The 25,575-nt window shown below is 45.5% G+C and carries 25 protein-coding genes; 16 read left to right on the forward strand and 9 right to left on the reverse strand.

Annotation, left to right across the window (positions count from 1 at the left end):
- The first annotated feature begins 69 nt into the window (after positions 1 to 69).
- Positions 70 to 804, forward strand: coding sequence for a helix-turn-helix transcriptional regulator (locus HW988_RS03625; RefSeq protein WP_181606271.1), 735 nt, complete (start codon positions 70 to 72; stop codon positions 802 to 804).
- 90 nt (positions 805 to 894) lie between these two features.
- Positions 895 to 1,701 (forward strand): murein L,D-transpeptidase catalytic domain family protein, encoded by an 807-nt coding sequence (locus HW988_RS03630; protein WP_255490192.1) that lies wholly within the window; start codon positions 895 to 897, stop codon positions 1,699 to 1,701.
- Here the strand turns inward: HW988_RS03630 and HW988_RS03635 are convergent.
- Positions 1,684 to 2,355 carry a TetR/AcrR family transcriptional regulator gene (locus tag HW988_RS03635; protein WP_181606272.1) on the reverse strand — a complete coding sequence of 224 codons (672 nt, stop codon included), beginning with the start codon at positions 2,353 to 2,355 and terminating at the stop codon, positions 1,684 to 1,686. The genes HW988_RS03630 and HW988_RS03635 overlap by 18 nt on opposite strands.
- Before the next feature lie 177 nt (positions 2,356 to 2,532).
- On the opposite strand from HW988_RS03635, the gene HW988_RS03640 reads away from it, so the two are divergent.
- From HW988_RS03640 to HW988_RS03660, 5 genes are all read left to right on the forward strand, one after another.
- Positions 2,533 to 3,987 (forward strand): TolC family protein, encoded by a 1,455-nt coding sequence (locus HW988_RS03640; RefSeq protein WP_181606273.1) that lies wholly within the window; start codon positions 2,533 to 2,535, stop codon positions 3,985 to 3,987.
- A gap of 2 nt (positions 3,988 to 3,989) precedes the next feature.
- Positions 3,990 to 7,217 carry an efflux RND transporter permease subunit gene (locus HW988_RS03645; protein WP_181606274.1) on the forward strand — a complete coding sequence of 1,076 codons (3,228 nt, stop codon included), beginning with the start codon at positions 3,990 to 3,992 and terminating at the stop codon, positions 7,215 to 7,217.
- A complete protein-coding gene (locus HW988_RS03650) occupies positions 7,192 to 8,475 on the forward strand; it encodes an NAD(P)/FAD-dependent oxidoreductase (RefSeq protein WP_181606275.1) in 1,284 nt (427 codons plus the stop codon). Before HW988_RS03645 ends, HW988_RS03650 begins: the two co-directional genes overlap by 26 nt.
- A 72-nt stretch (positions 8,476 to 8,547) precedes the next feature.
- The gene (locus HW988_RS03655) at positions 8,548 to 9,072 is read left to right on the forward strand and encodes a MarR family winged helix-turn-helix transcriptional regulator (protein WP_142699075.1); all 525 of its coding nucleotides are present in this window, start codon (positions 8,548 to 8,550) and stop codon (positions 9,070 to 9,072) included.
- Between the two features lie 124 nt (positions 9,073 to 9,196).
- Positions 9,197 to 9,595 carry a four-helix bundle copper-binding protein gene (locus HW988_RS03660; protein WP_181606276.1) on the forward strand — a complete coding sequence of 133 codons (399 nt, stop codon included), beginning with the start codon at positions 9,197 to 9,199 and terminating at the stop codon, positions 9,593 to 9,595.
- Here the strand turns inward: HW988_RS03660 and HW988_RS03665 are convergent.
- The 4 genes from HW988_RS03665 to HW988_RS03680 form a co-directional block, all read right to left on the reverse strand.
- A complete protein-coding gene (locus HW988_RS03665; protein ID WP_181606277.1) occupies positions 9,590 to 10,357 on the reverse strand; it encodes a DNA-binding domain-containing protein in 768 nt (255 codons plus the stop codon). The genes HW988_RS03660 and HW988_RS03665 overlap by 6 nt on opposite strands.
- Positions 10,326 to 11,180 (reverse strand): DUF692 domain-containing protein, encoded by an 855-nt coding sequence (locus HW988_RS03670; protein ID WP_181606278.1) that lies wholly within the window; start codon positions 11,178 to 11,180, stop codon positions 10,326 to 10,328. Before HW988_RS03670 ends, HW988_RS03665 begins: the two co-directional genes overlap by 32 nt.
- Positions 11,177 to 11,776 carry a YceI family protein gene (locus tag HW988_RS03675; protein WP_181606279.1) on the reverse strand — a complete coding sequence of 200 codons (600 nt, stop codon included), beginning with the start codon at positions 11,774 to 11,776 and terminating at the stop codon, positions 11,177 to 11,179. The genes HW988_RS03670 and HW988_RS03675 overlap by 4 nt, the downstream gene beginning before the upstream one ends.
- A gap of 443 nt (positions 11,777 to 12,219) precedes the next feature.
- Positions 12,220 to 13,641: a S8 family peptidase gene (locus HW988_RS03680; protein WP_181606280.1), complete on the reverse strand. Its 1,422-nt coding sequence runs from the start codon at positions 13,639 to 13,641 to the stop codon at positions 12,220 to 12,222.
- 248 nt (positions 13,642 to 13,889) lie between these two features.
- Between HW988_RS03680 and HW988_RS03685 the strand changes: the two genes are divergently transcribed.
- From HW988_RS03685 to HW988_RS03715, 7 genes are all read left to right on the forward strand, one after another.
- Complete coding sequence (locus tag HW988_RS03685) at positions 13,890 to 14,438, forward strand: NADH-quinone oxidoreductase subunit B (protein WP_142699081.1); 549 nt, start codon at positions 13,890 to 13,892, stop codon at positions 14,436 to 14,438.
- A complete protein-coding gene (gene nuoD, locus HW988_RS03690) occupies positions 14,425 to 16,107 on the forward strand; it encodes an NADH dehydrogenase (quinone) subunit D (RefSeq protein ID WP_181606281.1) in 1,683 nt (560 codons plus the stop codon). Before HW988_RS03685 ends, nuoD begins: the two co-directional genes overlap by 14 nt.
- 16 nt (positions 16,108 to 16,123) lie before the next feature.
- On the forward strand, positions 16,124 to 16,597 hold the full coding sequence (locus HW988_RS03695) for an NAD(P)H-dependent oxidoreductase subunit E (RefSeq protein ID WP_181606282.1): 474 nt from the start codon (positions 16,124 to 16,126) through the stop codon (positions 16,595 to 16,597).
- The gene (gene nuoF, locus HW988_RS03700) at positions 16,597 to 17,889 is read left to right on the forward strand and encodes an NADH-quinone oxidoreductase subunit NuoF (RefSeq protein WP_181606283.1); all 1,293 of its coding nucleotides are present in this window, start codon (positions 16,597 to 16,599) and stop codon (positions 17,887 to 17,889) included. Before HW988_RS03695 ends, nuoF begins: the two co-directional genes overlap by 1 nt.
- On the forward strand, positions 17,870 to 19,435 hold the full coding sequence (locus tag HW988_RS03705) for a 2Fe-2S iron-sulfur cluster-binding protein (protein WP_181606284.1): 1,566 nt from the start codon (positions 17,870 to 17,872) through the stop codon (positions 19,433 to 19,435). Before nuoF ends, HW988_RS03705 begins: the two co-directional genes overlap by 20 nt.
- Positions 19,432 to 19,956: an NADH-quinone oxidoreductase subunit I gene (locus tag HW988_RS03710; protein ID WP_142699086.1), complete on the forward strand. Its 525-nt coding sequence runs from the start codon at positions 19,432 to 19,434 to the stop codon at positions 19,954 to 19,956. Before HW988_RS03705 ends, HW988_RS03710 begins: the two co-directional genes overlap by 4 nt.
- Before the next feature lie 322 nt (positions 19,957 to 20,278).
- Positions 20,279 to 20,665 carry a hypothetical protein gene (locus HW988_RS03715; protein WP_181606285.1) on the forward strand — a complete coding sequence of 129 codons (387 nt, stop codon included), beginning with the start codon at positions 20,279 to 20,281 and terminating at the stop codon, positions 20,663 to 20,665.
- A 22-nt stretch (positions 20,666 to 20,687) separates the two neighbouring features.
- On the opposite strand, the gene thpR is transcribed toward HW988_RS03715, so the two are convergent.
- On the reverse strand, positions 20,688 to 21,296 hold the full coding sequence (gene thpR / locus HW988_RS03720) for an RNA 2',3'-cyclic phosphodiesterase (RefSeq protein ID WP_181606286.1): 609 nt from the start codon (positions 21,294 to 21,296) through the stop codon (positions 20,688 to 20,690).
- A gap of 83 nt (positions 21,297 to 21,379) precedes the next feature.
- On the opposite strand from thpR, the gene HW988_RS03725 reads away from it, so the two are divergent.
- Positions 21,380 to 21,685 (forward strand): putative quinol monooxygenase, encoded by a 306-nt coding sequence (locus tag HW988_RS03725; protein WP_181606287.1) that lies wholly within the window; start codon positions 21,380 to 21,382, stop codon positions 21,683 to 21,685.
- Here the strand turns inward: HW988_RS03725 and HW988_RS03730 are convergent.
- Complete coding sequence (locus tag HW988_RS03730; protein WP_181607574.1) at positions 21,682 to 22,665, reverse strand: TerC family protein; 984 nt, start codon at positions 22,663 to 22,665, stop codon at positions 21,682 to 21,684. The two genes, HW988_RS03725 and HW988_RS03730, sit on opposite strands and share 4 nt — an antisense overlap.
- Before the next feature lie 104 nt (positions 22,666 to 22,769).
- Between HW988_RS03730 and HW988_RS03735 the strand changes: the two genes are divergently transcribed.
- Complete coding sequence (locus tag HW988_RS03735; RefSeq protein WP_181606288.1) at positions 22,770 to 23,675, forward strand: LysR family transcriptional regulator; 906 nt, start codon at positions 22,770 to 22,772, stop codon at positions 23,673 to 23,675.
- Here the strand turns inward: HW988_RS03735 and HW988_RS03740 are convergent, their stop codons facing one another.
- A complete protein-coding gene (locus tag HW988_RS03740; RefSeq protein WP_181606289.1) occupies positions 23,676 to 24,137 on the reverse strand; it encodes a hypothetical protein in 462 nt (153 codons plus the stop codon).
- Entirely contained in the window at positions 24,125 to 25,573 is a 1,449-nt protein-coding gene (locus tag HW988_RS03745; protein WP_181606290.1) for a hypothetical protein, read from the reverse strand. Before HW988_RS03745 ends, HW988_RS03740 begins: the two co-directional genes overlap by 13 nt.
- Between the last annotated feature and the right edge of the window lie 2 nt (positions 25,574 to 25,575).

Genomic DNA, 25,575 nt, shown 5'->3' on the forward strand with positions numbered 1-25,575 from the left:
TATAGGGAAATCCGACAAGGGAATTGCGTCAGGTACTAATATACAGTACTCTGCTGAGTGGAGGCTGGTATGTCGCAAATAGATCAGTTTTTGGCGTCGTTGAAACGCGCTTTGAAAGCAAAGAACGTACTCTACAGGGATTTGGCTAAAGCGTTAGACCTTAGCGAATCCAGCGTGAAACGCATTCTTTCCAGTAAAAGCCTGAGCTTAGAACGTTTGGAAGAAATCTGTCGTGTGGCGGATCTTAGTTTTTCAGAAGTGGTGAAGTCCGCCAATCTTGAAGATGGAACACAGATTTATCTTCTGACGGACGAGCAAGAGCGCGCCCTGGCGGAAAACACGCGTTTACTGCATTACTATATGTTGCTTCATGACGAGCGCACTCCGCAAAAGATCGAAAAAGAATACCAAATTCCCAAAGCAGAAGCCCAAAAATATCTTTTCCAGCTGGATCGCTTGAATTTGATCGAACTTCATCCGCGCGACAAAGTAAAATTCAAACGTCATGGATTTTTGCGTTTCCGCAGAGATGGGCCCATCGGTAAAGCCCTTTTTGAACAAATGAAGGCGACTTATTTGATGTACGATTTCAAGCCCGAGGATTTCGTGCGCTTTACGTTAATCAAAATCAGTCCGTCGACTTTGGCGAAGTACAAAGGGAAAATGGAAAAGCTGGCGATGGAGATGCAGGAAGATTCGCGCTTCGATGCTGAGCACAACACCGCCACTGTGGATGCTGGTGTGTTGATGGCTTACCGACCTTGGACATATTCCTACATGGGCGCAATCAAGAAAAAAGAATAGATCTCCGGAAAATTTGTTTTATCTCAGGAGCGGTGGTGTGTCGCAGTTCCCTAGTTGCAGTGCCACCACTCCTTTGCGAATCTTGATGTCATGAGAATCACGCTTTTGTCATGCCTAAGCGGCATCGCTATCCTGTTGTCTTCAGTTTTATCCTTGGCGGTGAACGCGCCGAACTCTATGTTCAATCGCAAAACAACGACGGGGCAAAATCTTTATCAAGCGGTTTTATCTCAAGGAGTCGCGGAAGAACCCGTGAATCTTTTGTTTCGCATGTTCGATTATAATGCGGGTCGAATTGCGAATACGAAAACCGCCGTGATCGTGGATTACACTTTGATCTCCATTGAAAAGCGCCTGTATTTCCTGCATCTGGATACCGGTGTGGTGGAAAGATTCTATGTGTCTCATGGAATTAATTCCGGCATTTTAGAAACGCGCAGCTTTTCAAATCTTATGGATTCCTGGAAAAGCTCCATCGGATTTTACTATGCAAAAGGCACTTATAACAGCGCCAAGAATGGCCCCTCCTTAAAGCTTGAGGGGATTGATCGCTCCAATGACAATGCCAAGGATCGCTTGATCGTTTTGCACGGAGCAAAGTATGTCAGCGATGATTTTATTCAACGCAATGGTCGTTTGGGTTGGAGCCAGGGCTGTTTTGCCGTCGCACTCGAAGCTTTGCCGGTGCTGTTAAACTCATTGCAAAATGGAAGTTTGCTTTTGTCCTATCATAAGGACCTTTGGAAATATGCGCGCCAGTATCCTACTGAGCAAGAGGTGATGGGTAATGAGGTGGTGCCACCTGGAGTGAACGCTAGAATCACTCCGGAAGAGCAGGTGGATCCTATTCCTCCGACTGACAGCTCGGAATATCTGGAATTACTTACCGGTACTTAGAGACTCTGCCAAACCTGTGATAAAGATTTTCAATTTTGCTTGGATGCTTTCCACATCTGTGCCAAGCAAGATGCGATCAAAAAACATAGAGCCATGAAAATATGTATCAAAAATTTCCATCGCTTGTCGAAGATCGACGTCTTTTTTAACTTTACCTTCAGTGCGAAGTACTTCGAGGCGCTCAATAACTTGGTTAATATAAAGACTGATGGGAGCGATTTCGCGAATGCGTTTCAAAAACTTCGCATCCACAAGACATTGGCCCAGCACGATTTTAAAAAACTCCTCGTCCTTTTTGCAATGATGTTCGAACATAGAGTCCACCAATGAAGTTAACTCTTCGTGCACTGTTGCTTGCGCTGGGTACATAAGCGCATCTTGCTGAACTTTATCTTTGATATGTGTTTCACACACCGCAAGCAATAGCCCCATTTTGCCGTCGAAATAGCGGCCTATAAGTGATTCGTTGACCTTGGCTTTGTCGGCGATCATGCGGGTAGTAGCGCCATTAAAGCCGTGTTTTGCAAAGATATCCTCAGCGGCCTGAAGCAGGCGTTCTTCGGATGCGGATCTATCTCTTTTTTTAGTCTTAGATCGAGAAGCGGTCTCTTTTTGATCCGTATTTTTCGATAAAGGTTGAGAGGTGTCTCCCATATTGAACTCCTGGGTTATCTTTTTTAAAGCACATAAGCACTTGAAAGTACTTATTAATAGTAAATGTATCATAAAATAAGAATGTCCACAAGTAAGTAATTGCTTGAGTACTTCGTAAAAATGCCGTAAAAGTATGTAAGTAAGTGATTACTTATTAGTGAATCAGGAGATGGACCCATGATGAACCAGGGTGGAGCTAAAAACGACAGATGTTTTGTACTGCGAGCTGCTATGGCTTTTCTATTAATAGGAATAGCTGCAACGAAAGCTCAGGGTGTCACGTTGACTCAATATCTCGAGCAAGTGCAGACCGACAGTAACAGTTATAAAGGAACTACTACGCAGGCAGAAGGTAACAACCTTGAGGCCCGCGAAGCAGATTTGATCTTCACCCCGAAACTTTTTGCCGAATTTAATACGGGTCATGATGGTAAGCCAAGTCAGCCGAAAATGTATGATCGTGTGAATACCGAGACATACACTTTGGGAGTTCAGCAACAATTCGATTTCGGTTTGCAAAGTAAGCTGTACTATACGATGCAAAAGACAACTTTCGACAACGCTGGATCTGCATTCACAATGTCTAAATATTGGGATGCAACTCCTAAGATCGAATTGACGATGCCTGTGTGGGGCGGTGGCTTCGGTAGCACGGCTCGCGCGAACGAAGATTTGCTTCGTCAAAGTAACTATGCGGAGCAATATCAAGCTTCCTACCAGTCAACAGCTTATTTGGCGCAAGCTGAAGCTGCTTACTGGAAACTTTCTGCATGGTCTGACGTTGTTAAAATTCAAGAAGCCGCATCTAAATCAGCGAACGATATCATGAGCTACGTAAGTCGCAAACGCAGTATGAACCTAGGGGAGCAAGCCGACGTGGTTCAAGCTCGTGCCTTGGTTGAAGCTCGTGCTTTGGAATTGCAAGTGGCGCGCAATGAACAACGTGAGGCTCTTCGTACCTTCAATAAATTTTTAAATAGACCAGCGACAGCTCCGGTGGACAGTCTTGAAACAGTTCCTTATGCAGAGCTGGAAAAAATCACTGTACCGACAACTCGCCCTGGTGAACGTTATGATGTGAAAGCGACTCAGGCCCAATTGCGAACAGCGAAAGCGAATGCAGTTGTGGTGAAAGAGCGCAACCGTCCAACTTTGGATATTTATACGACTTACGCATTAAATGGCCGTGATGATGACTATAACCAAGCGATGAAAAATGCCGGTTATACTGACACGGATACTGGTTACATCGGTATGCGCTTTAACATGCCTTTGAATATCGGCGCAGCTGGCGATACTAAATCCGGTGCCGATAAAAATGTCAGAGCAGCAGAGTACAACCGTGAGTACGCGCTGTATGCGCAAGAACAAGACTGGATCAATTTAACTCAAAATATTACTGATGCGCGCGACAACTTGGTTTTGTTGGGTAAAATTGAACAGGCACAGAAAACTAAATTGGACGTGGAAAGAACACGTCTTCGTCAGGGTCGTACAACAACGTACCAAGTATTGTTGTTCGAACAAGATTACTCAGCTTCCGCTTTGAACCGCGTGAAGTCTGCAGCGAACATCCTGGCACTTCAAACGCAAATCAAACTTTACCAAGCCTCTCCTGAGGAAGGGAAATAGTCATGAGCTTACCTAAGATTTCCATCAGCAGACCGATTTTTATTACCTGCGTAACCATTGCGATCGTTGTTGTCGGTTGGGCCGGATACAAATCCATGCCGGTCGACTTATTTCCCGACGTTTCCGTTCCGGTTGTAACTGTACAGACAACTTATAAAGGTGCAGGTCCTTCCGAAATTGAAACACTGGTATCTCGCCCTATCGAAGACGAAGTCAGTACAATTTCCGGTATCAAACGTATGACTTCCAAAAATATGGAAGGTGTTTCGCAAGTTATCGTCGAGTTCGTTTCTTCAGTGGACTCGAAATATGCGGAACAACAAGTACGTGATAAAGTAAATATCGCTAAACCGAAACTTCCAGATGAAGTTGATGACCCAGTTATCAAAAAATTCGACCCGTCAGATACTCCTATCCTGATGGTCGCGTTGTCTTCTAAAGGAACAATTGGGGACGCGGCTCTTTACGATATCGCCGATCAAATGATCAAACCTCGCTTAGAACAAGTGAACAACGTGGGTGCGATCGATATCCTGGGTGGTCGTAAAAGAGAAATTCATGTCCTTTTAGATCGTAACAAACTTAAAAACCGCGAGATCTCCGTTACGCAAGTAGCCGGTCAAGTGGGCGCCATGGGGCAGAACATTCCATCGGGTAAAGTCAACCAAGGTGGTAAAGAGCTGGTATTCCGTGGTTTGGGAGAGTTCAGAAATACGGCCGATGTTGCAGATACTCTGGTAAATCTTTACGGAAATGAAGTTCCAACACGTGTTTCTGACTTGGGTGTTGTTAAAGACACATTAGAAGACGAAGCTTCCCGCGCCTACGTAAACGGCGAAAAGGCGATTTTCTTGCAAGTCTATCGTCAATCCGGTTCCAACACTGTGAAAGTGGCCGATGACGTTATTAAGCAAATGGAAAAAATTCGTCCGGAGCTTGAAAAAATGGAAGGCGCGCCACAAATCAAACTTGTGACGAATGCTTCTCAAAAAATTAAAGACAATCTTTATGACGTGAACGAGACGATCATCATCGCGATTCTTTTGACAGTTATCACGGTGTTCTTCTTCTTGGGTAGTTTGCGCACGACGTTGATCACGGCGGTTTCATTACCAGTATCCTTGATCGGTGCCTTCATGTTGATGAAGCTTGCGGGTTTCTCTTTGAATATCGTATCGATGTTGGCCTTGACCCTTGCCGTCGGTCTTCTGGTCGACGACGCGATTGTTGTCGTGGAGAATATCTATCGTCGTATGCAATTGGGTGAAAATTCCCTGGTAGCTGCGGAAAAAGGTACGACAGAGATTCAAATGGCCGTTATGGCGATCTCTCTGGTTGTTATCGCCGTATTCGTTCCCGTGGGTACGATGTCCGGTACAATCGGTCAGTTCTTAAAGCAGTTCGGTTTCACAATCGTGTTCTCAATGATCATTTCTTGGTTCGTTGCGATGACGATCATTCCGATGCTGACTGCCTACTTTGCGGGTGAGGGGCACGGTGGCCACGGAGGTTCACACGAGGACTTTAAACCGACAAGTATCTATGACAAAACTTTGGGCCGCCTGGTGCGTGGTTTCGACCGATTCCAATCGATGCTTGAAAGATATTACGAAAAACTTCTGCGTGTAACTTTGCGCCATCCAATTATGACGATTGTGGCGACATTGATGATCTTCTTCTTGTCGATCTATACGGTGACGAAAGTTCCGGGAACATTTATTCCGGATGACGACTCGGGCGAGATCACAGTTACCCTTGAGATGACTCCAGGTACAAGCTTGGATGGTATGCAGGAGGTCGCTGACAAAGTTGACAAGATCCTTCATGCAGACCCAGCTGTGGATTACACGACGATGATCGTTGGTAACATCTATGGTGAGTCGAATAAAGCCAGCTTCTATGTAAGAATGAAAGACATTAAAGGCAGAATGAAAACGGAAGCTTTCCGTGATCATTTGCGCCAACAGTTCGCTGATTTTGCTTTCGCGAATCCAGTTGTGAAAAAATACGACTCTACAGGTGGTATGGCGCAACAACCATTCGTGATGAACATTATCTCTCCAGATCCTAAAGATCTTGAGTCGTCAGCTTCAAAATTAATCGATACGTTGAAAAAAGATCCGCGCTTTAAAGACGTGGACTCGAACTTCCGTCCAGGTAAACCAGAGATGCAAGTTGAGTTGAAACCAGGCGCTGCAAAAGCCTACGGTATCAATACGTCGACAATGGGTGCAGAGCTTCGTGCACAGGTTGAAGGTATGACTCCGGCCAAGTTCCGTGAAAAAGGACGCGAGTACGAAGTGCGCGTGCGTTTGGTTGAAAACCAACGTGACTTGAAGCAAACGTTCAACGATGTCTATGTTCCAAACGTGAATCGTAAATTGGTTCGTTTGAAAGACGTGGCTAACGGCGATCTTTCATCGGGTCCCGCTTCGATCGATCGTATGGACCGTGGACGCTACATCCAAATCACTGCCGGCTTGGCTCAAGGTGTGGGTGTAAGTACAGTGATCGCTGACGTTGCAAAATGGACTTCTGAGGGTGAAAATAAATTCCCAGCAAGTGTTCGTTATAACTTCGGTGGTGATGCCGAGAACCAACAAGAACTTGCGGGTTCAACAGTCATGGCTCTCGGGTTCGCGGTGATGTTCATCTACTTGATCCTGGCCTCACTTTACGAATCTTTCATTACTCCGATCACGATCATGGTGGCCTTGCCACTGGCGTTGTGTGGAGCTTTCTTGGGTCTGTATCTTGCGGATCAGATGCTTTCAATGTTCGCGATCTTCGGCTTCTTTATGTTGATCGGGGTGGCGGGTAAGAATGGTATCTTGTTGGTGGATACAACGAACCAATTAATGGCCGAAGGTAAAACACGTGCCGATGCCTTGGTGCAAGCGGGTAAAACGCGTCTTCGTCCCATCTTGATGACTTCATTCGCCTTGATCGCTGGTACATTGCCAGTGGCAATCGGCATGAATGCGGCATCTAAAACTCGTACATCTATGGGGGTGGCGATTATCGGTGGTATGATTTCATCGACAATTCTAACCCTGATTGTGGTGCCTGCCGTATTCACGTATGTCGATCGTTTCAGAGTTTGGGCTAATAAGCTTGGCAGTAAAATGACTTCTGCTACCAAAGAAGAAACGTCTCACGAGGAAGCCACGGCTGGCGCACCACGCGAAAGTGGAGTCAGTGACTATGCCGTTACAGCACCCGAAAAGTAGAGAGAAAAAGTTAGTCGTTATTATCGGTGGAGGTTTCGCGGGATTAAATGCCGCGAAATCTCTGGCCAACAAAGACCAAGTCCACGTTGTTTTAATTGACCAGCGCAATCATCATCTGTTCCAGCCGCTTTTGTATCAAGTTGCAACGGCCGGATTAAATCCTTCTGATATCGCCGTTCCCATTCGCGCTCAATTTTCGAAAGTTGAAAATGTAGAAATTCACATGGGTCGCGTCGACAGTGTGAACCTGGAAAAAAAGTTTATCGTCACCGACGGTGTTGAACTTTCTTATGACTATCTTATTGTCGCAGCCGGTGCTCAGCACAGCTATTTTGGAAATCCCGAATGGGAAGAGCATGCCCCGGGTTTAAAAACTGTCGAGCAAGCCACGGAAATTCGTCGTCGCATTCTTTCTGCGTTTGAGGCTGCGGAAAACGAAATGGATCCAGAAAAACAAAAGGCCCTGCTGAATTTTGTAGTGGTTGGGGCGGGGCCTACGGGTGTCGAGCTTGCAGGTGCCATTGCTGACATCGCTCGTACAGTGTTGGTAAAAGATTTCAATCATATTAATCCTGCGAATGCTCGCGTGCTGCTGGTGGAAGCCGGGCCCAAAATTTTAGCGGCCTTTCACGAAAAACTCTCGGAACACGCGCTGCAGGATTTGAAAGAAATCGGTGTGGAAGTCCGTGTCTCCTCTCGCGTCGAAAAGATAGATGAAAATGGAGTGATAATTGCCGGGGAGTTTATACCCTCTCGTTCCGTGTTTTGGGCGGCAGGTGTGCAGGCTTCTCGAATGAAATTCACTCCAGATGTGGCTAAGGATCGCGCGGGTAGAGTTATTGTTCAAGATGACTTCTCAATTGAGAATTTCAGAGACACTTTTGTTATTGGTGACATGGCCCATTTCGAAATCGAAAAAAATAAATCTTTGCCCGGATTAGCTCCTGCGGCAATGCAAGCTGGTAAATTTGTAAGCAATGTGGTACTACAAAGTATCAATGGGAAAGCGCGAAGCTCCTTTAAGTATCTTGATAAAGGCCAGATGGCTACTATCGGAAAACGAAAAGCGATTGCTCAGTATAACTCACTGAGAATGACTGGAGTCATCGCTTGGCTAGCTTGGTTATTCGTTCACGTTTTATACCTGATCGGATTCAAGAACAGAATCTCTGTCATGGCAGAGTGGACGTGGAGTTACATCTTCTCCAAACGCGGAGCACGTCTAATTACTTCAAGAGATTGGAAGCTGAAGAATTAAAAATTTAACAAATACTGAACAGAATCTTAATTGTAACAATAATAGAAGCAAATAACTACCCAGGAGACAAAAATGGCGAAATTATTTATTCAGGACTTGCCGACGGAACAAGAGTTAAAAGCTTCTTGCGGAGATCTGCACACGGAAGAGGTGGATGCAGGAATTCTTCACTCGAACCTTCTTTTCATGAAGGTGGCAAATGAGTTGGACAATCACCTTGAAGGTGTTCTTTCCAAATACAGTCTTTCCAGCGGACGATTCACACTTCTTTACATGCTAAGAAACGCACCAGAGGGATTAAGCCCTTCTGCGCTCGCTTCTAAGGCAGGTGTTACGCAAGCAACGATATCGGGCTTGTTGAACAATATGGAGAAGAATGAATTGATCGTGCGTGAAACACATGTAAAGGATGGTCGTTCTTTTGTGATCAAATTGACACCAAAAGGCGACAGCACTTTGAAAGAGATTTTCCCACAGTGGTATCCACGGTTGAAAGAGTTTTGGGCGCAACAGTTCTCCCAAGAACAATTAGTTGCTTTCAAAGCGACGCTCGAAGAAATGATCAAAAAAACCGAAGTCCTCGGGACTGAAGGTTAGTCCTAGCTAACAAGGCCCTGATAGGAAACACGGGGCCTTGTTGCAATCTAACAAAATCCCAATAGCCTGACGCTTTTCCCATAGAATAAAGGTGAGACTTTTAATCTTGATCGGGAGGTTTGTTATGGCGTCGATTCCAATGCAAGACAGCGACATGTCGAAATGTATTAAAGCCTGCATGAATTGTACAAAGGCTTGTATGGAAGCTCTTCACTATCTGCTGCAGCAAGGTGTGTCTGGCAAGCAAATGGCGATGTTGCAAATGTGCGCAGAGGCCTGTCAGCTATCTTCAAAAATGATGTTGTCGGATTTAGAGTTTCATCACCAAGCATGTGAACTTTCTTTTGAGCTTTCCACAGCGTGTGCGGCGATCTGCGCCTCCTATGATGACGAAATCATGGCTCGATGTGCGGAAACTTGCCGTCACTGTTCCGAAACTTGCCGAGGTATGGCGGGAATGACGGTGCAAATGAAAGGAACCGCGAAAGATCTTCGCAGCTCGCTTCCTTCGACTCGTTTATAGTTCCTCAATGTCGTCGATAATGCCTGCTCTCATCAATGTGCTGAATAATTTGTTGTTGTCGGCAGGCGAGATGACTTCTGAAAAGCCCGAAAGCGCTTCTGAAATATTTTTGCCTTCTTGCAAGTCCAAAATAACTTCAGCGTGAGTGGGGTCTATAGATTCCACCAAAAGCTGTCCTTCTCTCTTGTAAATCAAAGCACTCTCTGGCTGATTCCAATTGATCTCTTCATAAGTGTAACGTGGCTCTTTGCGGTGATTCCACAATTCAGTGATCGAATACATGCTTTGAAAAACTCGCATCGCAGCGATAAAACTGATCCGAAAGTTATTCGAATGCTCAAAGCGTTTGATGTCCTCTTGAGGCACAGGATTTGGAGTGGCAGCGTTTTGGACTTCCTTAAGAAGCCATTCGAATTGAGCCAAGTCGTGCAAAAATGGAATGCCGCGAGTCTTGGTGGTCAGTGACAAGTATTCACTGAAGTTGGCGCCGTACTCGGACAGTCGATAAGGAACTGTCGGTTGAGAGTCGATGTAACGGGCTGTGATATCATGAAACAAATCGGGGCCTAAAACCCACGCCACAGTTTCATAGGTTTTCGCCAGCGCACCCGCAAGTTTAGAATAGTATATGTCGTGATATATTTCGAAACCTAGATCCAGGGGGAGATTCCCCGCTGGTCGTAATTGAGCCAGGGAAGGGTCATCCACTTCTCCGTTCAGAACATTTTTTTTAAACAGATGCTGTGCTTCGCTCAAGCTCATTGTTGTTCTCCAGTATAAAAGAAGCTTTGATAACTTCCATTTCCAGTTCGCTGAATTCGGGAATATTGCGATGTCTTTCGATTGCGATCGGTAAATGACGAATATGTGGTGTCAGGTACTTAAATAAATCCCAGATGGGGCGGGTGATTTCAGAGGCCTTTCTGTCCAGCCAATAGGATTCAGTTTCTGTGGGGCCAGACAGGTGAACTTGCACGACTTTATTCAGCGGAAGATTTTGCAGATATTTGTGGGGATTAAATCCATGATTTTGGGAGTTCACGAAAAGAGCGCCCAAATCCAAAACCAAACCACAACCGGTTCTTTTTGCAACTTCGCCTAAAAATTCAGCTTCGCTTTTTTCGTTGTTCTTGAAATCAACATAGGTCGCGATGTTTTCCAAAGCGATCGACGTCTTAAGCTGGCTTTGTACGGAATCGATATTATTGCAAACAACCTGCAGACTTTCCTGATCGAGTGGAAGGGGGAACAGTCCATGCAGGTTTTCGCGACTTCCTCCGGTCCAAGCCAAATGATCTGAAACCAAAAAGGGTTCCACGCGTTCGATCAGGTCTCGAAGTTCCCGTAAGTAACTTGAGTCCACGCCTTCCGGGTTGCCGATATTTAAATGCGAACCATGAAGGGCAATGGGATAGTCGTGGCGCAAGTTTTCCAGGACTTCCATCGAACGACCCAGGGGATTCATGTAATCCTCGCTGGCGGCTTCAAACCACGCGACGTCGGTCAGCGGGTGCTGTTCTAAATATGAAAAGTGGGAAGGGTGTAAGCCCATCCCCACTTTAAAGTTTGGAGTTTGATATCTCATTTTGTTTTACCCGGGAGAATCGCTTCGCCTTCAATTTCCACTTCGATGTTATCACCAACGACAACTCCGCCAGTTTCCAAAGCTTTATTCCAGATCAACCCGAAATCTTTACGGTTCAGTTTTGTTTCGATTTCAAAACCTATCCGACGAACTCCCATCGGGTCTGTGACGGCGCCTTTGTATTCAACTTCCAAGGTCGCATCTTTCGTTATTCCATGGATCGTAAGTTTGCCTTGAACCTCTTTCGGTTTGGCAGAGTCATAGATCACTTTGGTGCCTTTAAAATCAATCGTTGGGAATTTCGCTACATCCAGAAAGTCGGGGCTCTTTAAATGCTTATCGCGATCGGCTTGATTGGTGTTGATGGAATCAGCCTGAATTTTTACGGAAACTGTGTCGAGTTTTTGAGATTTTTCGTCGAACTCGAAACTGCCTTCGAATTTTTCAAAGCGTCCCTTTACTTTCGAGATCACCATGTGGGGGACTTTGAAAGTGATGCTGGTGTGGGCTGGGTCGATTTGGAATTTGGCTGCTTGAGCAGAAGTTGCGAAAAATGCAGTTAGTAACAGGGAAGTGGCTATTCTCTGTGGACGCATGAGGTACCTCGCTTTTCTTTTGGTTTTTTTTGCTGGTATTGATGGTTTTTCGGGGAGGGGGTATAGGCAAATTACGGTTCTGAAAACGCTTCCTGGAATGCTGAATTACACAGTCATTGCTTCACCAATCCCGGCAGCCGTGAATCAGTCTGTCGTGCACCCGCAGCTTCGTCGGCACGCCATCCGTGGCTCACCGTCGCCGCCTTTGGCGGTTCGCGCATCCTGCGCCGACGGAGGCCGACTGCGTGCGAGTACCCGCCAGCCTGCTTCACGGCTGCCGGGATTGGTGACGATGACTTTAATTCACAATCCGTCGCTCGAGAATTTTTCGGAGTGAGAGAATAAAAAAGGAAGGCATTGAGCCTTCCTTTTTTAGTTGGGAGATTTGGAATAAAAAAAGGGAGCCTTGGTGAGCTCCCTTTTTTTTGCTGGGTCTTTTGAAATTAGAATTTCAGAAGGGCGCCTACATCTAGTTTGCCATTCGATGTTACTTTTCCGTTCAAAGCTGGGATTGGTTTTGCTGAGCCTAGTACTGCAGCTTTTACGTCCTGCCATGATTTTTCTGGGTGAGCTGACCAGTAAAGAGCAGCGGCACCTGCAACGTGTGGAGTGGCCATTGAAGTTCCGTCCCATGTTGCTTTGAAGCCGTATTTGTCGATCACGATGTCAGAGTAGTTGTTGAATACTGTTGTTGAGAAAACAACTACGCCTGGTGCGCCGATATCTACTGAGCGGTTACCCCAGTTTGAGAATGAACCCAATTGGTCTTTTGCGTCGATGGCCGCCACAGAGATGATGATGTCGTGTGGGTAGCTTGATGGGTAAGCAGGGGCCGCGTCGTTGTCATTATCGTAGCCTACGCCTTTGTGGCCGTTACCTGCGGCTGCGATGAAAAGAACGCCTTTGTCTTGGGCGAATTGAACTGCATCACGCAAAGCTTTGTTTTCTGCGCCTGCATTTGGGTCTTCGCCTTCAGAGCCCCAAGAGTTGCTCATGATTTTTGCGCCGTTGTTAACTGCATAGTTGATCGCTTTGATGGCGTCAGCAGTTGTACCTTGACCTTTTTCAGAGATGAAACGCAAAGACATGATTTTTACATTTGGTGCAACGCCTGCGATACCTTTGCTGTTGTTGTTGCGAGCGGCAACATTACCAGCGCAGTGAGTACCGTGACCTGGGTTACCACCTTTGAAAAGGATGTCCAGAGGTTCCATTGACAGGTCGTATGGTTTATTGTCGTTAGAAACAAAGTCCCAACCGATTGTGTCGTCGATATAGCCGTTGCCATCATCGTCGATACCGTTGTTGGCGATCTCTTTTGGATTTCTCCAAAGGTTCGGCAAAAGATCTTCGTGAGTATAGTCCACACCCGTGTCGATCACGGCTACAACCATATCAGGTGAACCTTGAGTGACTTTCCAAGCTTCAACGACGCCGATATTGTTCATGCCCCATTGTTTATCGAACATTGGGTCCGCGCCCGGAGTTGATTGCGGAGCGTTAGGAATTTCTGGGTTGTCTTTGATCGCCAGAACTTGTGGTTCTGGATTGCGACGCAACATTTTTGCCAAAGCAGCTCTGCGCAATGGATCTTGAATGCGGTAGTCTTCCATCAAATGGATTGGGTAGTTCGGTTGAACGTACTCCACCGCTGGATTTTTCACCAAAGTGTTTAAACTCATGGATTTTGGAGCTTGAACACGAACTAGACTTTCCGTGATTTTCTCTGTTTTTGCCCCTTGGATTTCTACATCTTCGTAGCCAGGTGCTAGTTTAATAAGCAAATCTTGCGTTTTATGCTGAGCTTGAGCGCCCAAAGCGAAAGCAAGAACGGCAGCAGATGCGAACACAGCCATCTTAGTCATGAAAACTCCTTTCAAAACAATCCTTGTTATGTGGTTACACAGTTCGATTTCTAAACTGATGTTTGAGTCGAAATTTAAGTCTGTGTTCAATCGAGAGGAGAATCAATTTCATTTGCGACGACCATGGGTTTTGCTAAGGTGCGTTGAAGTTGCGTGCAGAGAGGTTTACGATGAGTATCTAGTTGTCAGGACTACGGTTTTTCGTTAGTTACTTAATGATAGCTAATTGAAATTGCAGAGGTGTATTTATGCACAAAGATGAAGTGCAAGGTTCCGCGCTCGGGACTCAAGCAGCAGACGATCAGTCGCGCGATGTTGCGTTCACGACAAAGCTTGATCATATCGTTGCTTGGGGACGCAAAAACTCATTGTGGCCAATGCCGTACGGTACTGCTTGTTGCGGTATTGAATTCATGTCGGTGATGGGACCGAAATATGACCTAGCTCGTTTCGGAGCTGAGGTTGCACGTTTCTCTCCTCGTCAAGCAGACTTACTTGTGGTTGCAGGTACGATCACTGAAAAGATGGCGCCAGTCATCGTTCGTATCTACCAACAAATGCTTGAGCCAAAATACGTAATCTCCATGGGCGCATGTGCAAGCTCTGGTGGTTTCTATCGTGCGTACCACGTTCTTCAAGGCGTTGATAAAGTCATCCCTGTCGACGTGTACATCCCAGGTTGCCCTCCAACACCAGAAGCGGTGATGGACGGTATTATGGCTTTGCAAAAAATGATCGCAGATCACACTCCACGCCCGTGGAAAGACAACTGGAAGAGCCCATATGAGCAAGCTTGATACACTAAAACAAAACCTAGCGGGCCGCTTTAACACAGCGAACTTCAAATTCATCAGCGCTGTTGGCGATGATGTTATCGAAGCTCCAAAAGAAGACGTGCCAAAACTTTTGATGTACTTGAGAGAATCAGGTTCATTCGATTTCTTGATGGACGTTTGCGGAGTGGACTACCCAACTCGCGAAAAACGTTTCGACGTTGTCTACAACTTGTTCTCTTCCAAAGACAACTCTCGTTTGCGTATTAAAGCGCAAGTGGGCGAGGGCGAGTCTATCGGTACAGCAATTCCAGCTTACCGTGGGGCTGACTGGTTCGAGCGCGAAGCGTACGACATGTTCGGTATCAAATTCGAAGGTCACCAAAACCTGCGCAGAATTTTGACTCACCACCAATTCGTGGGCCATCCGCTTCGTAAAGACTACGATGCTGATCACCAACAACAATGTACGGCTTCTTTGCCAATTCATTTCAACAACGAACCGGGTTCTCCTGGTGACGTATTGAATGATAAATATGTTCCTTTGAATATCGGTCCTGCCCATACAGCAATGCACGGAACACTTCGTGTGATGGCTGAGATGGACGGGGAGACGATCGTTCGCTGTAACAACGAAATCGGTTACCTTCACCGTTGCTTCGAAAAAATGGCCGAGACTCACCCGTACAATCAGGTGATTCCATACACGGACCGTTTGAACTACTGCTCGGCTCCAATGAACAATATTGGTTACTGTAAAGCGGTTGAGCGTTTGTTGGGCGTTGAAATCCCACCAAAAGCACAGGCAATGCGTATCATCCTTGCAGAGCTTTCCCGTGTTATCGACCATACGATTGCAATCGGAACTGGCGCGATGGACTTGGGTGCTTTGACTTCATTCTTTTATATGTTCGGTTTGCGTGAACAAGTTTATACATTGTTCGAAAAACTGTGCGGTGCTCGTCTTACGGTTTCTATGACTCGCGTAGGTGGTATGGCTCAGGACGCTCCGGAAGGTTGGTTCGACGAAGTTTTGGCTCTTTGTAAAGAGCTTCGCCGTGGAACTGATGAAATGGCGGGAATGGTTGTCGACAATAAAATCTTCATCCAACGTACTCGCAATGTTTGCGCAGTTTCTGCAGCAGACGCGATTCAATGGGGTTACACAGGTCCTTTGCTTCGTGCTTCTGGCGTGAATCTGGATTTGCGTAAAGCCACTCCATATTATGGATATGACCAATTGGATTTTGATATTCCAGTGGGCACAACGGGCGATATTTACGACCGTTACTTGGTTCGTTTCGAAGAAATGCGCCAATCTATCCGTATCATCGAGCAAGTTTGTAAAAACGTACCAGCGGGTGATTACACGATCCGCGATAAAGGTATCGTTCTTCCAGAGAAAAAAGACGTTTACGGAAACATCGAAGGCTTGATGAACCACTTTATGTTGGTGATCAAAGGTCTTCGTCCGCCGGTTGGCGAAGTTTACGATGCAACTGAAGCTGCTAACGGTGAGTTGGGCTTCTACCTTGTATCTGACGGCTCTGCGAATCCGTACCGTTTGAAAGTTCGTCCACCATGTTTCGCTATTTACCAGTCTTTCCCGACTGTGGTTAAAGGCGCGATGTTGGCGGATGCGATTGCGACAGTCGCTTCGATGAATCTTATCGCCGGCGAACTAGATCGCTAATTTAGAGGGAATAACGATGTTTAAACTTTCTGAACAAGGCTTGGCTAACGTAAAAAAAGAACTTGCTCGCTATGAAGCGAAAGAGTCTGCGATTATTCCAAGTCTTTATATTGCACAAAAAGAAAATAATGGCTTCATCACGCCAGATATTATCCGTCACTTGTCTCAAGTGATGGAAATTCCTGAAGCGCGTATCAATGAAGTATTCAAATTCTATACAATGTTCAACCAGGAACCTGTTGGTAAATACCACGTTCAAGTTTGCACGAATATTTCTTGTGCTCTTGAGGGTGGTCGTGAAATGGCCAGCCACATCTGCAAAGAGTTGGGTGTTAAGCTTAACGAAGTGACAGCGGATGGCCGCTTTACAGTATCCAAAGTTGAGTGCTTGGGTTCATGCGGAACAGCTCCAATGATGCAAGTGAATGACACATATCATGAAAAGCTAACTCCTGAATCAGCGATGAACTTGTTGAGAGGTATGAGATAATGGCTGAAACTAAAGTTCTTACGGAATTCTATCATTTGCCAGAGTATCAAACTCTTGCAGGTTACAAAGCTAAAGGCGGTTACGAAACTTTGCCGAAAGCTTTGAAAATGCAACCGCAAGCAATCATCGACGAAGTGAAGGCTTCTGGTCTTCGCGGTCGTGGTGGTGCGGGTTTCCCGACAGGTATGAAATGGGGCTTCTTGCCGAAAAATGGCGAACCTCGTTACCTACTTTGCAACGCCGATGAAGGTGAACCAGGTACATTTAAAGACCGTATGATGATGGAGCGTGCTCCTCATCAATTGATCGAAGGCATGATTATCTCTGCTTTCGCGGTTGGTTCACACAAAGGTTACATCTACGTTCGTGGTGAATACGTATTCCCAATCGAATGTCTGAATAAAGCGATCAAAGAAGCATACGATGCGGGTCTTCTTGGTAAAAACATCCTGGGTTCTGGTTTCGACTTTGACCTGGATGTGTACCGTGGTGCCGGCGCGTATATCTGTGGTGAAGAAACAGGTATGATTTCTTCTTTGGAAGGTTTGAAAGGCCAACCAAAATTGAAACCTCCATTCCCAGCAGTTCAAGGTTATTTGCGCAAACCAACTATCGTGAACAACGTAGAAACTTTGGCAGCAGTAACTTACATCGTAAAAGATGGCGCTCAAACTTACCGCAAACACGGAACTGAGAAATCTGCAGGAACTAAATTGTTCTCTGTATCTGGTAACGTGGCTAAGCCTGGTAACTATGAAGTTCCATTGGGTTACCCTTTGTTGGATCTAATCAACAAAGAGTGCGGTGGTATGAAACCAGGTCGTAAATTGAAAGCCATTATCCCAGGCGGTTCTTCTGCCCCGGTTTTGACAGCTGAAGAGTGCGCGAAAGCAAATCTTGATTACGAATCACTTGCAGGTCTGGGCACAATGCTTGGTTCTGGTGCGGTGATCGTGATGGATGACTCTCAATGTATGGTGGATATGTTGGGTGTTTTGACTCACTTCTACGCTCATGAATCATGTGGTCAATGTACTCCATGCCGTGAAGGTACGGGTTGGTTGAACAAGATTCTTCACTCGATTTTGGAAGGCCGTGGCCGTCTTCAAGATATCGATTTGTTGGTGAAAGTTGCTGACAACATGAAAGGTAAAACAATCTGCGCTCTTTCAGACGCTGCTGCTTTACCGGTTCTTAGCTTTGTAACTAAATTTAGAGATGAATTTGAATTCTACGTTCGTGAAGGACGTTCGAAAGTAAAAGGAACGACATATGCCGAAATGCACCATTAATGGCAAAGAAGTCGAAGTAAAAGAAGGCTCGTCGATCATCGAAGCCATGCAAGTATCGGGCGATCGCATCGCTCACTATTGCTGGCATCCAGGATTGAGCGTAGCGGGTGTTTGTCGTCTGTGTGTTGTGGAGATCGAAGGAAATCCACGCGTTCAGATCGCATGTAACACCATGGTTACTGAAGGAATGAAGATCAATAACACGTCTGAAAAAGTTAAAGACACTGTTAAGTGGGGTCTAGACTTCCACTTGATCAACCATCCTTTGGATTGCCCGATCTGTGACCAAGCTGGTGAGTGCGGTTTGCAAGATCAATACATGGAGTACGGTAAGTACGATCCAGAAATGGCCGAGGCGAAAGTTAAGAAACACAAAGTTGTGGATTTGGGTCCTACAGTGGTTCTGGATTCTGAACGTTGTATCTTGTGCTCTCGTTGCGTTCGTTTCACTGAAGAAGTTTCTAAAACCAACGAGTTGGGTCTGTTCAACCGTGGTGACCGTACTGAAATCGGCACTCACGATGGCATGCCTTTGGATAACAAATACTCTTTGAACACAGTCGACATCTGCCCAGTGGGTGCGTTGACTTCCAAAGACTTCCGTTTCCGTCAGCGCGTTTGGTATCTAAAAGATGGCGACAGCGTTTGTAACGGTTGCTCTACTGGTTGTAACATCAAAGTATACTACAACAAGGAAGGCCTTTTCCGTATCAAGCCAGTTTACAATGAACAAGTAAATGGTCACTGGATGTGCGACAGCGGTCGTAACGCCTATAAATTCGTGAACCGCGATGCTCGCCTTCTTAAAGGTGTGGCTCGTGGCGTGGAAATGGCTCCAGGTGCGGCAGCTAAGAATGCTAACGAAGTTTTGAAAAACACGGCGGGCGATGCTATCGCTTTGGTTTTGACAGCTCAGTACACTCTTGAAGAGTACGAGGCGATCATCAAAACGTTCGTTGAAGAATTCAAAACTAAAAAAGTATTCTTCTGGATCAACAACAAAGAAACTTTCGATAGCTTTGACGGTTTGTTGTCTCGCGGAGACAAAAATCCAAACACGAAAGGCTTGCTGAAAGTGATGGAAAAACACGGCATCACTGCGACTTGGAATGATTTGTCTGCAGGTCTTGCTAACGGTTCTATCAAAACTGTTGTGGTAGCGGGTCCAGAGAACCAAGTAGTATTCCCTGAATATAACGAAAGATTGAAAGAGCTTTCTAAAGCTCAAAACTTGATCTGGATGCAATCAGGTAAGAATGAAGCTTTGTCTGCTTTGACGGGTAATGTTTGGATCATTCCAATGAAAACATTCGTTGAAAAAGACGGTACATTCATCAACTACTCGGGTCTTGAACAAAAGATCAAAAAAGTAACAACTGTTGTTTCTGAAGCTCTGACTTTGACAGAGGCGGCTTTGTTGTTGGCAGGTAAAAATTTGGCAATGCCGATGACGGCGCCATTCATGCCGACAAATCAACGTCCTGACCAAGTTGAGTTGGAACACCGTAAGAAGAATGAGTTTGTATTCAGAAGAGGTAGCCTATGAGCGTAATGCAAAACAACTCGGAAAAGTCCAAGTGGTACTTGCCGGGCGTATTAGGTGGCTTGTCCGTAACTATGAAACACATGGTTACGAATCTTTTGAACCGCAAAAAGATGATGACCTTGAACTACCCAGAGGAGAAGTACGATTACTCTCCACGTTTCAAAGGTAATCACGTTTTGACAGTTAAAAAAGACGGATCTCTTCGTTGCACAGCTTGTATGTTGTGCGCGACGAACTGTCCTGCTGAATGTATCAAAATCGTTGCAGCAGAACATAACGATCCAGCTGTTGAAAAATTCCCGATCGCTTATGAAATTGATATCCTTCGTTGCGTATTCTGCGGTTTCTGTGAAGAAGCTTGCCCAGTAGACGCGATCCGTTTGGGGCCTGAATGGCAAACTCCAGCGGTGAATGGTGGTCAGTTCATTTACGACATCAACCACTTGGCATACCGTCCGAATCTTAAGGGTGGTATTCAAACGCATGTGGACGACGAAGAACGCCACAAGCAAGGTATCTAAACGACGGTCGATGAAAAGCAGCCGGCTGACTTCGTTGTCGGGCTGCTCCCATCGCTGCGACGTACCTGCAGTACGCCTCCGCGCTGGAATCAACCCTCCGCCTTGCATCCGACTACTTTTGATCAACCTTGGTTTTCGGTTTTGCAGATGGGAAATAAAATAGATTTTTGAAAGGACCTGGGAGTACCCGGTCCTTTTTTTATCCGGAGGGACAATCCGGATCAACGCATGCGGTTACCGAAGCGGAGACAACCTCCTCCGAAACCTCCATTTTCGATTTTCTATTTTCGTTTCAAGCGGTACGCTTGAAATAGGGGGTTCTATGAAAAACATTTTTGTTGGTCTCTTGCTAAGTCTTCTTCCTTTAGCTTCGTTGGCCCAGGCGAACGCCGAATTTGAAATGATCGAACCTGCGGGCGATCAATACTATAACTATAATTTCGGTTCGACTTTCGTGAACTCTCGCAAGTATGTCGACTTCACTGTGACTTCAGTGGGCGATGAGCCTTTGCAGCTGCAAAAGCTATTGATCGCAGGTGGTTTTGTTTTTGATGCGCAAACAAACTGTCCAGACTCTTTGCCTGTGGGGCAGAAGTGCACAGTTCGCACGTTCTTCTGGCCTCGCGAAAAGAAATTATATTCGGGCCGTTTGTATATGGTGTTTGCACATGGTCGTTCCATCGTAAATCTTGGCGGCCGCGGAATCTAGTCTACGGGCTTCATTCGCGAAACTACTCTTCCGCAGTGACCAAGTTTTCGTCTTGGTCTTTTCCGTTTAAGGTCGCACGAAAGATCGGCTTGTAAACGGGAAAAGCTCCAGCCAATTTTGATTCATATAAAACGATTTCGCTGACATGGATTTTGCCAAAGCTTTTGCGCTTGAACGGTGAAATCATATCTTTCACGCTTTTTGGATTGCGTAGGCGCGCGATCGTCAGGTGGGGAGTGAAATCGCGCTTATCAATAAAGGTCAGCAGATTTCTGTCTTTCAAAATTTCATCCAGGCGATCTTTGAACTCACCCAGTGCTTTTTTATTCTGAACACCCAGCCACAATGTTCGCGCATCGTGTTCCGAGGAAAATGCACTGATGTCGTCGATTTTTAAATCGAAGGGTTTTGTTAGTTCACAAGCATCCTGCAGAGCTTGGCTTAAGGCCGGGATGCTGTCTTCAGGTGTTTCCCCCAGGAAGCTGACGGTCACGTGAAAGTTTTCAGGTGGGACCCATTTGATCACCAGCTCTTTTTGATCCGCATTGATTCTCAATTTTTTGTAAGTCGGCAAGAAAGTTGTCGAAAGAGGATCCGTCGCGTTCAAGGCAAAGAACAGGCGTTTATTCATGTTTTCATTTTAGCAGATATTTCGGGTTCACCAAGGCGTATTATTCAAACTCCTGATAAACTAACAAAACGGGGAGATAAGCCATGATTGTGATGACTTCCAAGATACAAGTGAAAGCTGAACGAGAAAGAGAGTTCGTTGGCCTGGCTGCGATCGTAGTCAATCCTGCGCGAGCTGACAAGGGCTGTATGAGCTATGAGTTCTTTGAAGATCCGCTCGAGCCCGGTGTATTTTTGATCATTGAAACCTGGAAAAGCTGGGAGGATCTAAATGCCCACCTGGAAAAAGACTATACCAAGGAGTTCTTTGCCAAGCTTCCCAAGTTCGCCGTCATTCCACCCACCATCACGACCTATGAATCGCGTGGTGGGCAGCCGATGACTCTTTAAGAGGGGTTTGTATCGTTCTTCTTTTTTGCAGGGAACATAAGTGAAAGCACCATAGATCCTCCGATAAAGAACGCGATAAGACCTAGGGAAATTCCGATCGGGAAGTGGCCGTTAAACATTTTGTTCAACCAAGTCATTTTCAAGCCCACGAAAATTAAAGTCAGTGCCAGACCATACTTTAACAAGTGGAACTTATCAACCACACCCGCTAACAGGAAGTAAAGTGAACGCAGACCCAGGATTGCAAAAATATTCGAAGTGAAAACGATCAATGGTTCTTTGGTGACCGCAAAAATCGCTGGCACGCTATCCACAGCAAAGATCACGTCTGTGAACTCCATAAAAACCAAAGCTACGAACAATGGTGTGGCGAAGCGCACACCATTTTCTTTTACGAAGAAATGGTCTCCATGCATTTTATCAGTCACACGGATATGCTTACGCATAAACTTAATCAACCAGTTGTGGGAGGGATCGATGGAATGTTCGCTTTGGAACATCATCTTGAAACCAGTGATGATTAAGAACACACCAAAGATCAGAACCACAGCTTGGTACTGCATCAATACGGAGCCTAAAGCGATAAAAATCGCGCGGAAGATCAAAGCGCCAATGATACCAAAGAATAAAACCCGATGTTGATATTGAGCGGGGATTGCAAAGAAACCAAAAACCACGACAAAGACAAAGATATTATCCACCGAGAGTGATTTTTCGATCACATACCCGGTTAGAAACTCGAGTCCCACCTGATTGGCGATAGCTTGGTCGCCGAATTTGTATAAAGTGTAGCCGTAAAGTATCCCATTAAAGATCATCGCAAGCGAGATCCAGGCAATCGACCACAGAGTCGCCTCTTTAAAGCCCACAGTATGGGATTTTTTATGAAAGACCCCTAAATCCAGGGCCAGCATTCCAATGACAAACCCCAAAAATGCGAGGTAAAACCACCAATAGTCCGCAAAGGGGAATAATAACATTTGATCCAAAAAGCCTCCAATAAATGTTACGCTACAACACTTTCATTATTCTGAAAAATCGATAAACTATAATAAGTTATTCGCTTTAAACGAAGAGGTCCCAAATGGCGGTCAAAACCACTCAGAACTTTCAATGGCTTAACTATCATCACCTGCATTATTTCTTCACGATTGCGCAGGAGGGAAGTATCGCCAAGGCCGCAGAGAAACTTAACATCGGGCAGCCCACTCTTAGTACTCAATTGAAACAGTTGGAAGAGTCTTTAGGGAAGCCTCTTTTTGAAAGAAGTAAACAGCGCCTGCATTTGACAGAAGCCGGGCGCATCGCGTTCGAATACGCTCAGCAAGTTTTCAATTTGGGATCAGAAATGGTCGAAGTACTGCAAGATCGACTGCAAAACAATCGCATGCATGTTCAGATCGGCGCCCTTGACAGCGTGCCAAAGGACATTACTCATAAAGTGATCATGCAGGCGTATAAAGCTGGCAACTGCAATATCTCAGTCGTAGAAGGATCTGGGGATCAGCTTTTGCGTGAGCTTGAAAATCATCACGTGGATTTGCTGCTTTCAAACTACGCTCCATCTGTGGACTTCCAATCTATTTATGCAAAATCCATCGCTAAACTTCCAGTGGTGGTTTGTGCTTCTGAAAAATTTAAACACTTGAAGAAAAATTTCCCCCAAAGTCTTGAGGGGCAGCCCTTCGTTATTCCCACGGTTCACAGTAAGCTTCGTCGCGAGATCGATCACTATTTTCAAGTGAATGGCATCAAGGTGGATCAAGTCGCTGAAATTCAAGATACCAGCTTACAAACATTGTTGGGTTCAGAAGGTGTGGGGTTAATTCCCGTCGCAGACGCCGTCGCTAAAAAGCTTACCAAAGAAGGCAAGCTGATCGTTTTAGGAACTATGAAAGGTGTCTATGAGGAAATCTGGCTGATGGCTGCCAATCGGAAAATTGAGAATCCAATTGCAGCCCAGGTCATGAAGGAATTTTCTTTCAGCTAACTATTCGCAGATAGCTTTTAAAATTCTGAATGCTGTGTATTCGTGAGTTGATACTTTGCTTTGCAGAGTGAATTTCAATTGATTCCAAGATTGGGATTCAACTTCCTCCACGTTTTCAATGCCCGCATCTTCAAGCAAGCCGTTCAAAGCCTTTTTGCATTCCGCTGGCGAGGACTTTTTAATTGTTGCACGGTCTAAGGCCACAACCAGATCCACCAGATCTGTGGATTCTGCATCATAAGATTTGTTGGTCTCGGACATCGCTCCGATCTGGTCGGCTCGTTGCAGAACCAGAGATTTAAATTCCGCAGCTAAAGCCATTTGTTGGCGTTTATCAGTGGAGTTTTCAATCGAAGCCATGGACTTCTCAATCAGATTCAAAGAATACGAATCCTGCAAAGCCCAAGAGAATGACGGCAAAAGTAATAGATATGTCAGAACAGTCGTGATTAATTTAAGCATGAGCCCCCCGCAGCACCTTCCTCAACGAGGTCGATTTTGTGTTGGATTTTAGCGTAGTAGTTAGCAGTTTCTTTGATACGCGCTTTTGAGCCGGCATTTCCCTTATTTGGATACGAAGCTGCATATTGTTTCAGTTCGGTCAGGAAAGTTTCTGCGTTCGTAACTTTCTTTTTCGCATATTTAGTCGTTAGCAATTTCGTCAATGGTGTTTTTAGCCCCGCGAAACCTGTATTGTGGGACCAAATCATAGTCGCCCGTTTCACTTTCGCAAGATCATTCGATGACAGGGCGAACTTCGCTTTAATCTTTGCATCATTAAATACGTTGTCGTCGAAATAGTCTTTCGCTTCTTTCAAAGCTGCATATGTATAAATCATGTTTGTAACCGGGTTGCCTTCTTTAATAGAAACGCGGTCGCATGTCGCATTTGTCTTCATCAGGTTTTTCTCACCCAAGAATTCAGCCGCAAGCTTTTGGCAGCGAACGTCGGAGTGATTGGCCAAGTAAGACTCTGTTTCAGAAATCACTTTGTTAACTGCATTGATTGCGGGAGACGTAAACTGGCCGATACCGCCAGCACCTGTTTTACTGGTGATGTTGATATGGAACCCAGATTCAACTGTGATCATGCCGAATACTTCACGGATGTTTTGTTTTTGAGCGACTGCAGATTCACCTTCGCCAATGTAGGTTTTCATACATTGGGACACAACTTCAAAGCTGTTGTTAACCAAAGTGAAGTATCTTTCGCTCACACAAGGGCGGGCAGGGGCATTTTTCGCAACACCTGATTCACATGTTTTATAGTTCACAACCGGACCGGACTGAGAGCTTTGCAAGAACATCGCGGTTTCAATGCAAACCGGACGGATCATTGGTTTTTTACTCATATCACTGCGGATCAGAGTACCGATATAGGATTTGCTTTTCTCTTTGGCTTCCAAATCCTTTTCCAAATAGTTATCTTTAGCAGAACACTCGTTATATTTCAGTTCGGCGACTTGGCCAGCAAGGGAGCAGTTCGTGCAGTTTGCATTTGAGTTGTTATCGCCGCTACCGACAGCAAGTAACTCGCCAATCTTCTTCATTTTATCCACTTTTTTAACGGCATTTTCAGAAATGGATTTTTCAGCATCTTTCGATACTGTTGCTTTTTGAGTAGGAAGCGTCGATTTTACAGTGGCTTTTGGAGTCGTAGATTTACTGCGCACAACGATTGGCAATGGATGAATTTTCTCAACGTATTCATCTGATTTAGCTGCAGATTTGGCTGCTGCTTTTGTCGTCGGCTTTGCGGCCGTTTTAACAGCTGTCTTTTTCGGCGTCGAAGAAGCTAAATCGAGCATTTCAAATATAGCTGCATCCGAGGTCGTCATCATCATGGCACCGCACGTGGCGATCAAGCTGAATTTCAATAGATTGGCTGACCAGTTCATAG

The sequence above is a fragment of the Bdellovibrio sp. KM01 genome (assembly GCF_013752535.1).
Lineage (GTDB): Bacteria > Bdellovibrionota > Bdellovibrionia > Bdellovibrionales > Bdellovibrionaceae > Bdellovibrio.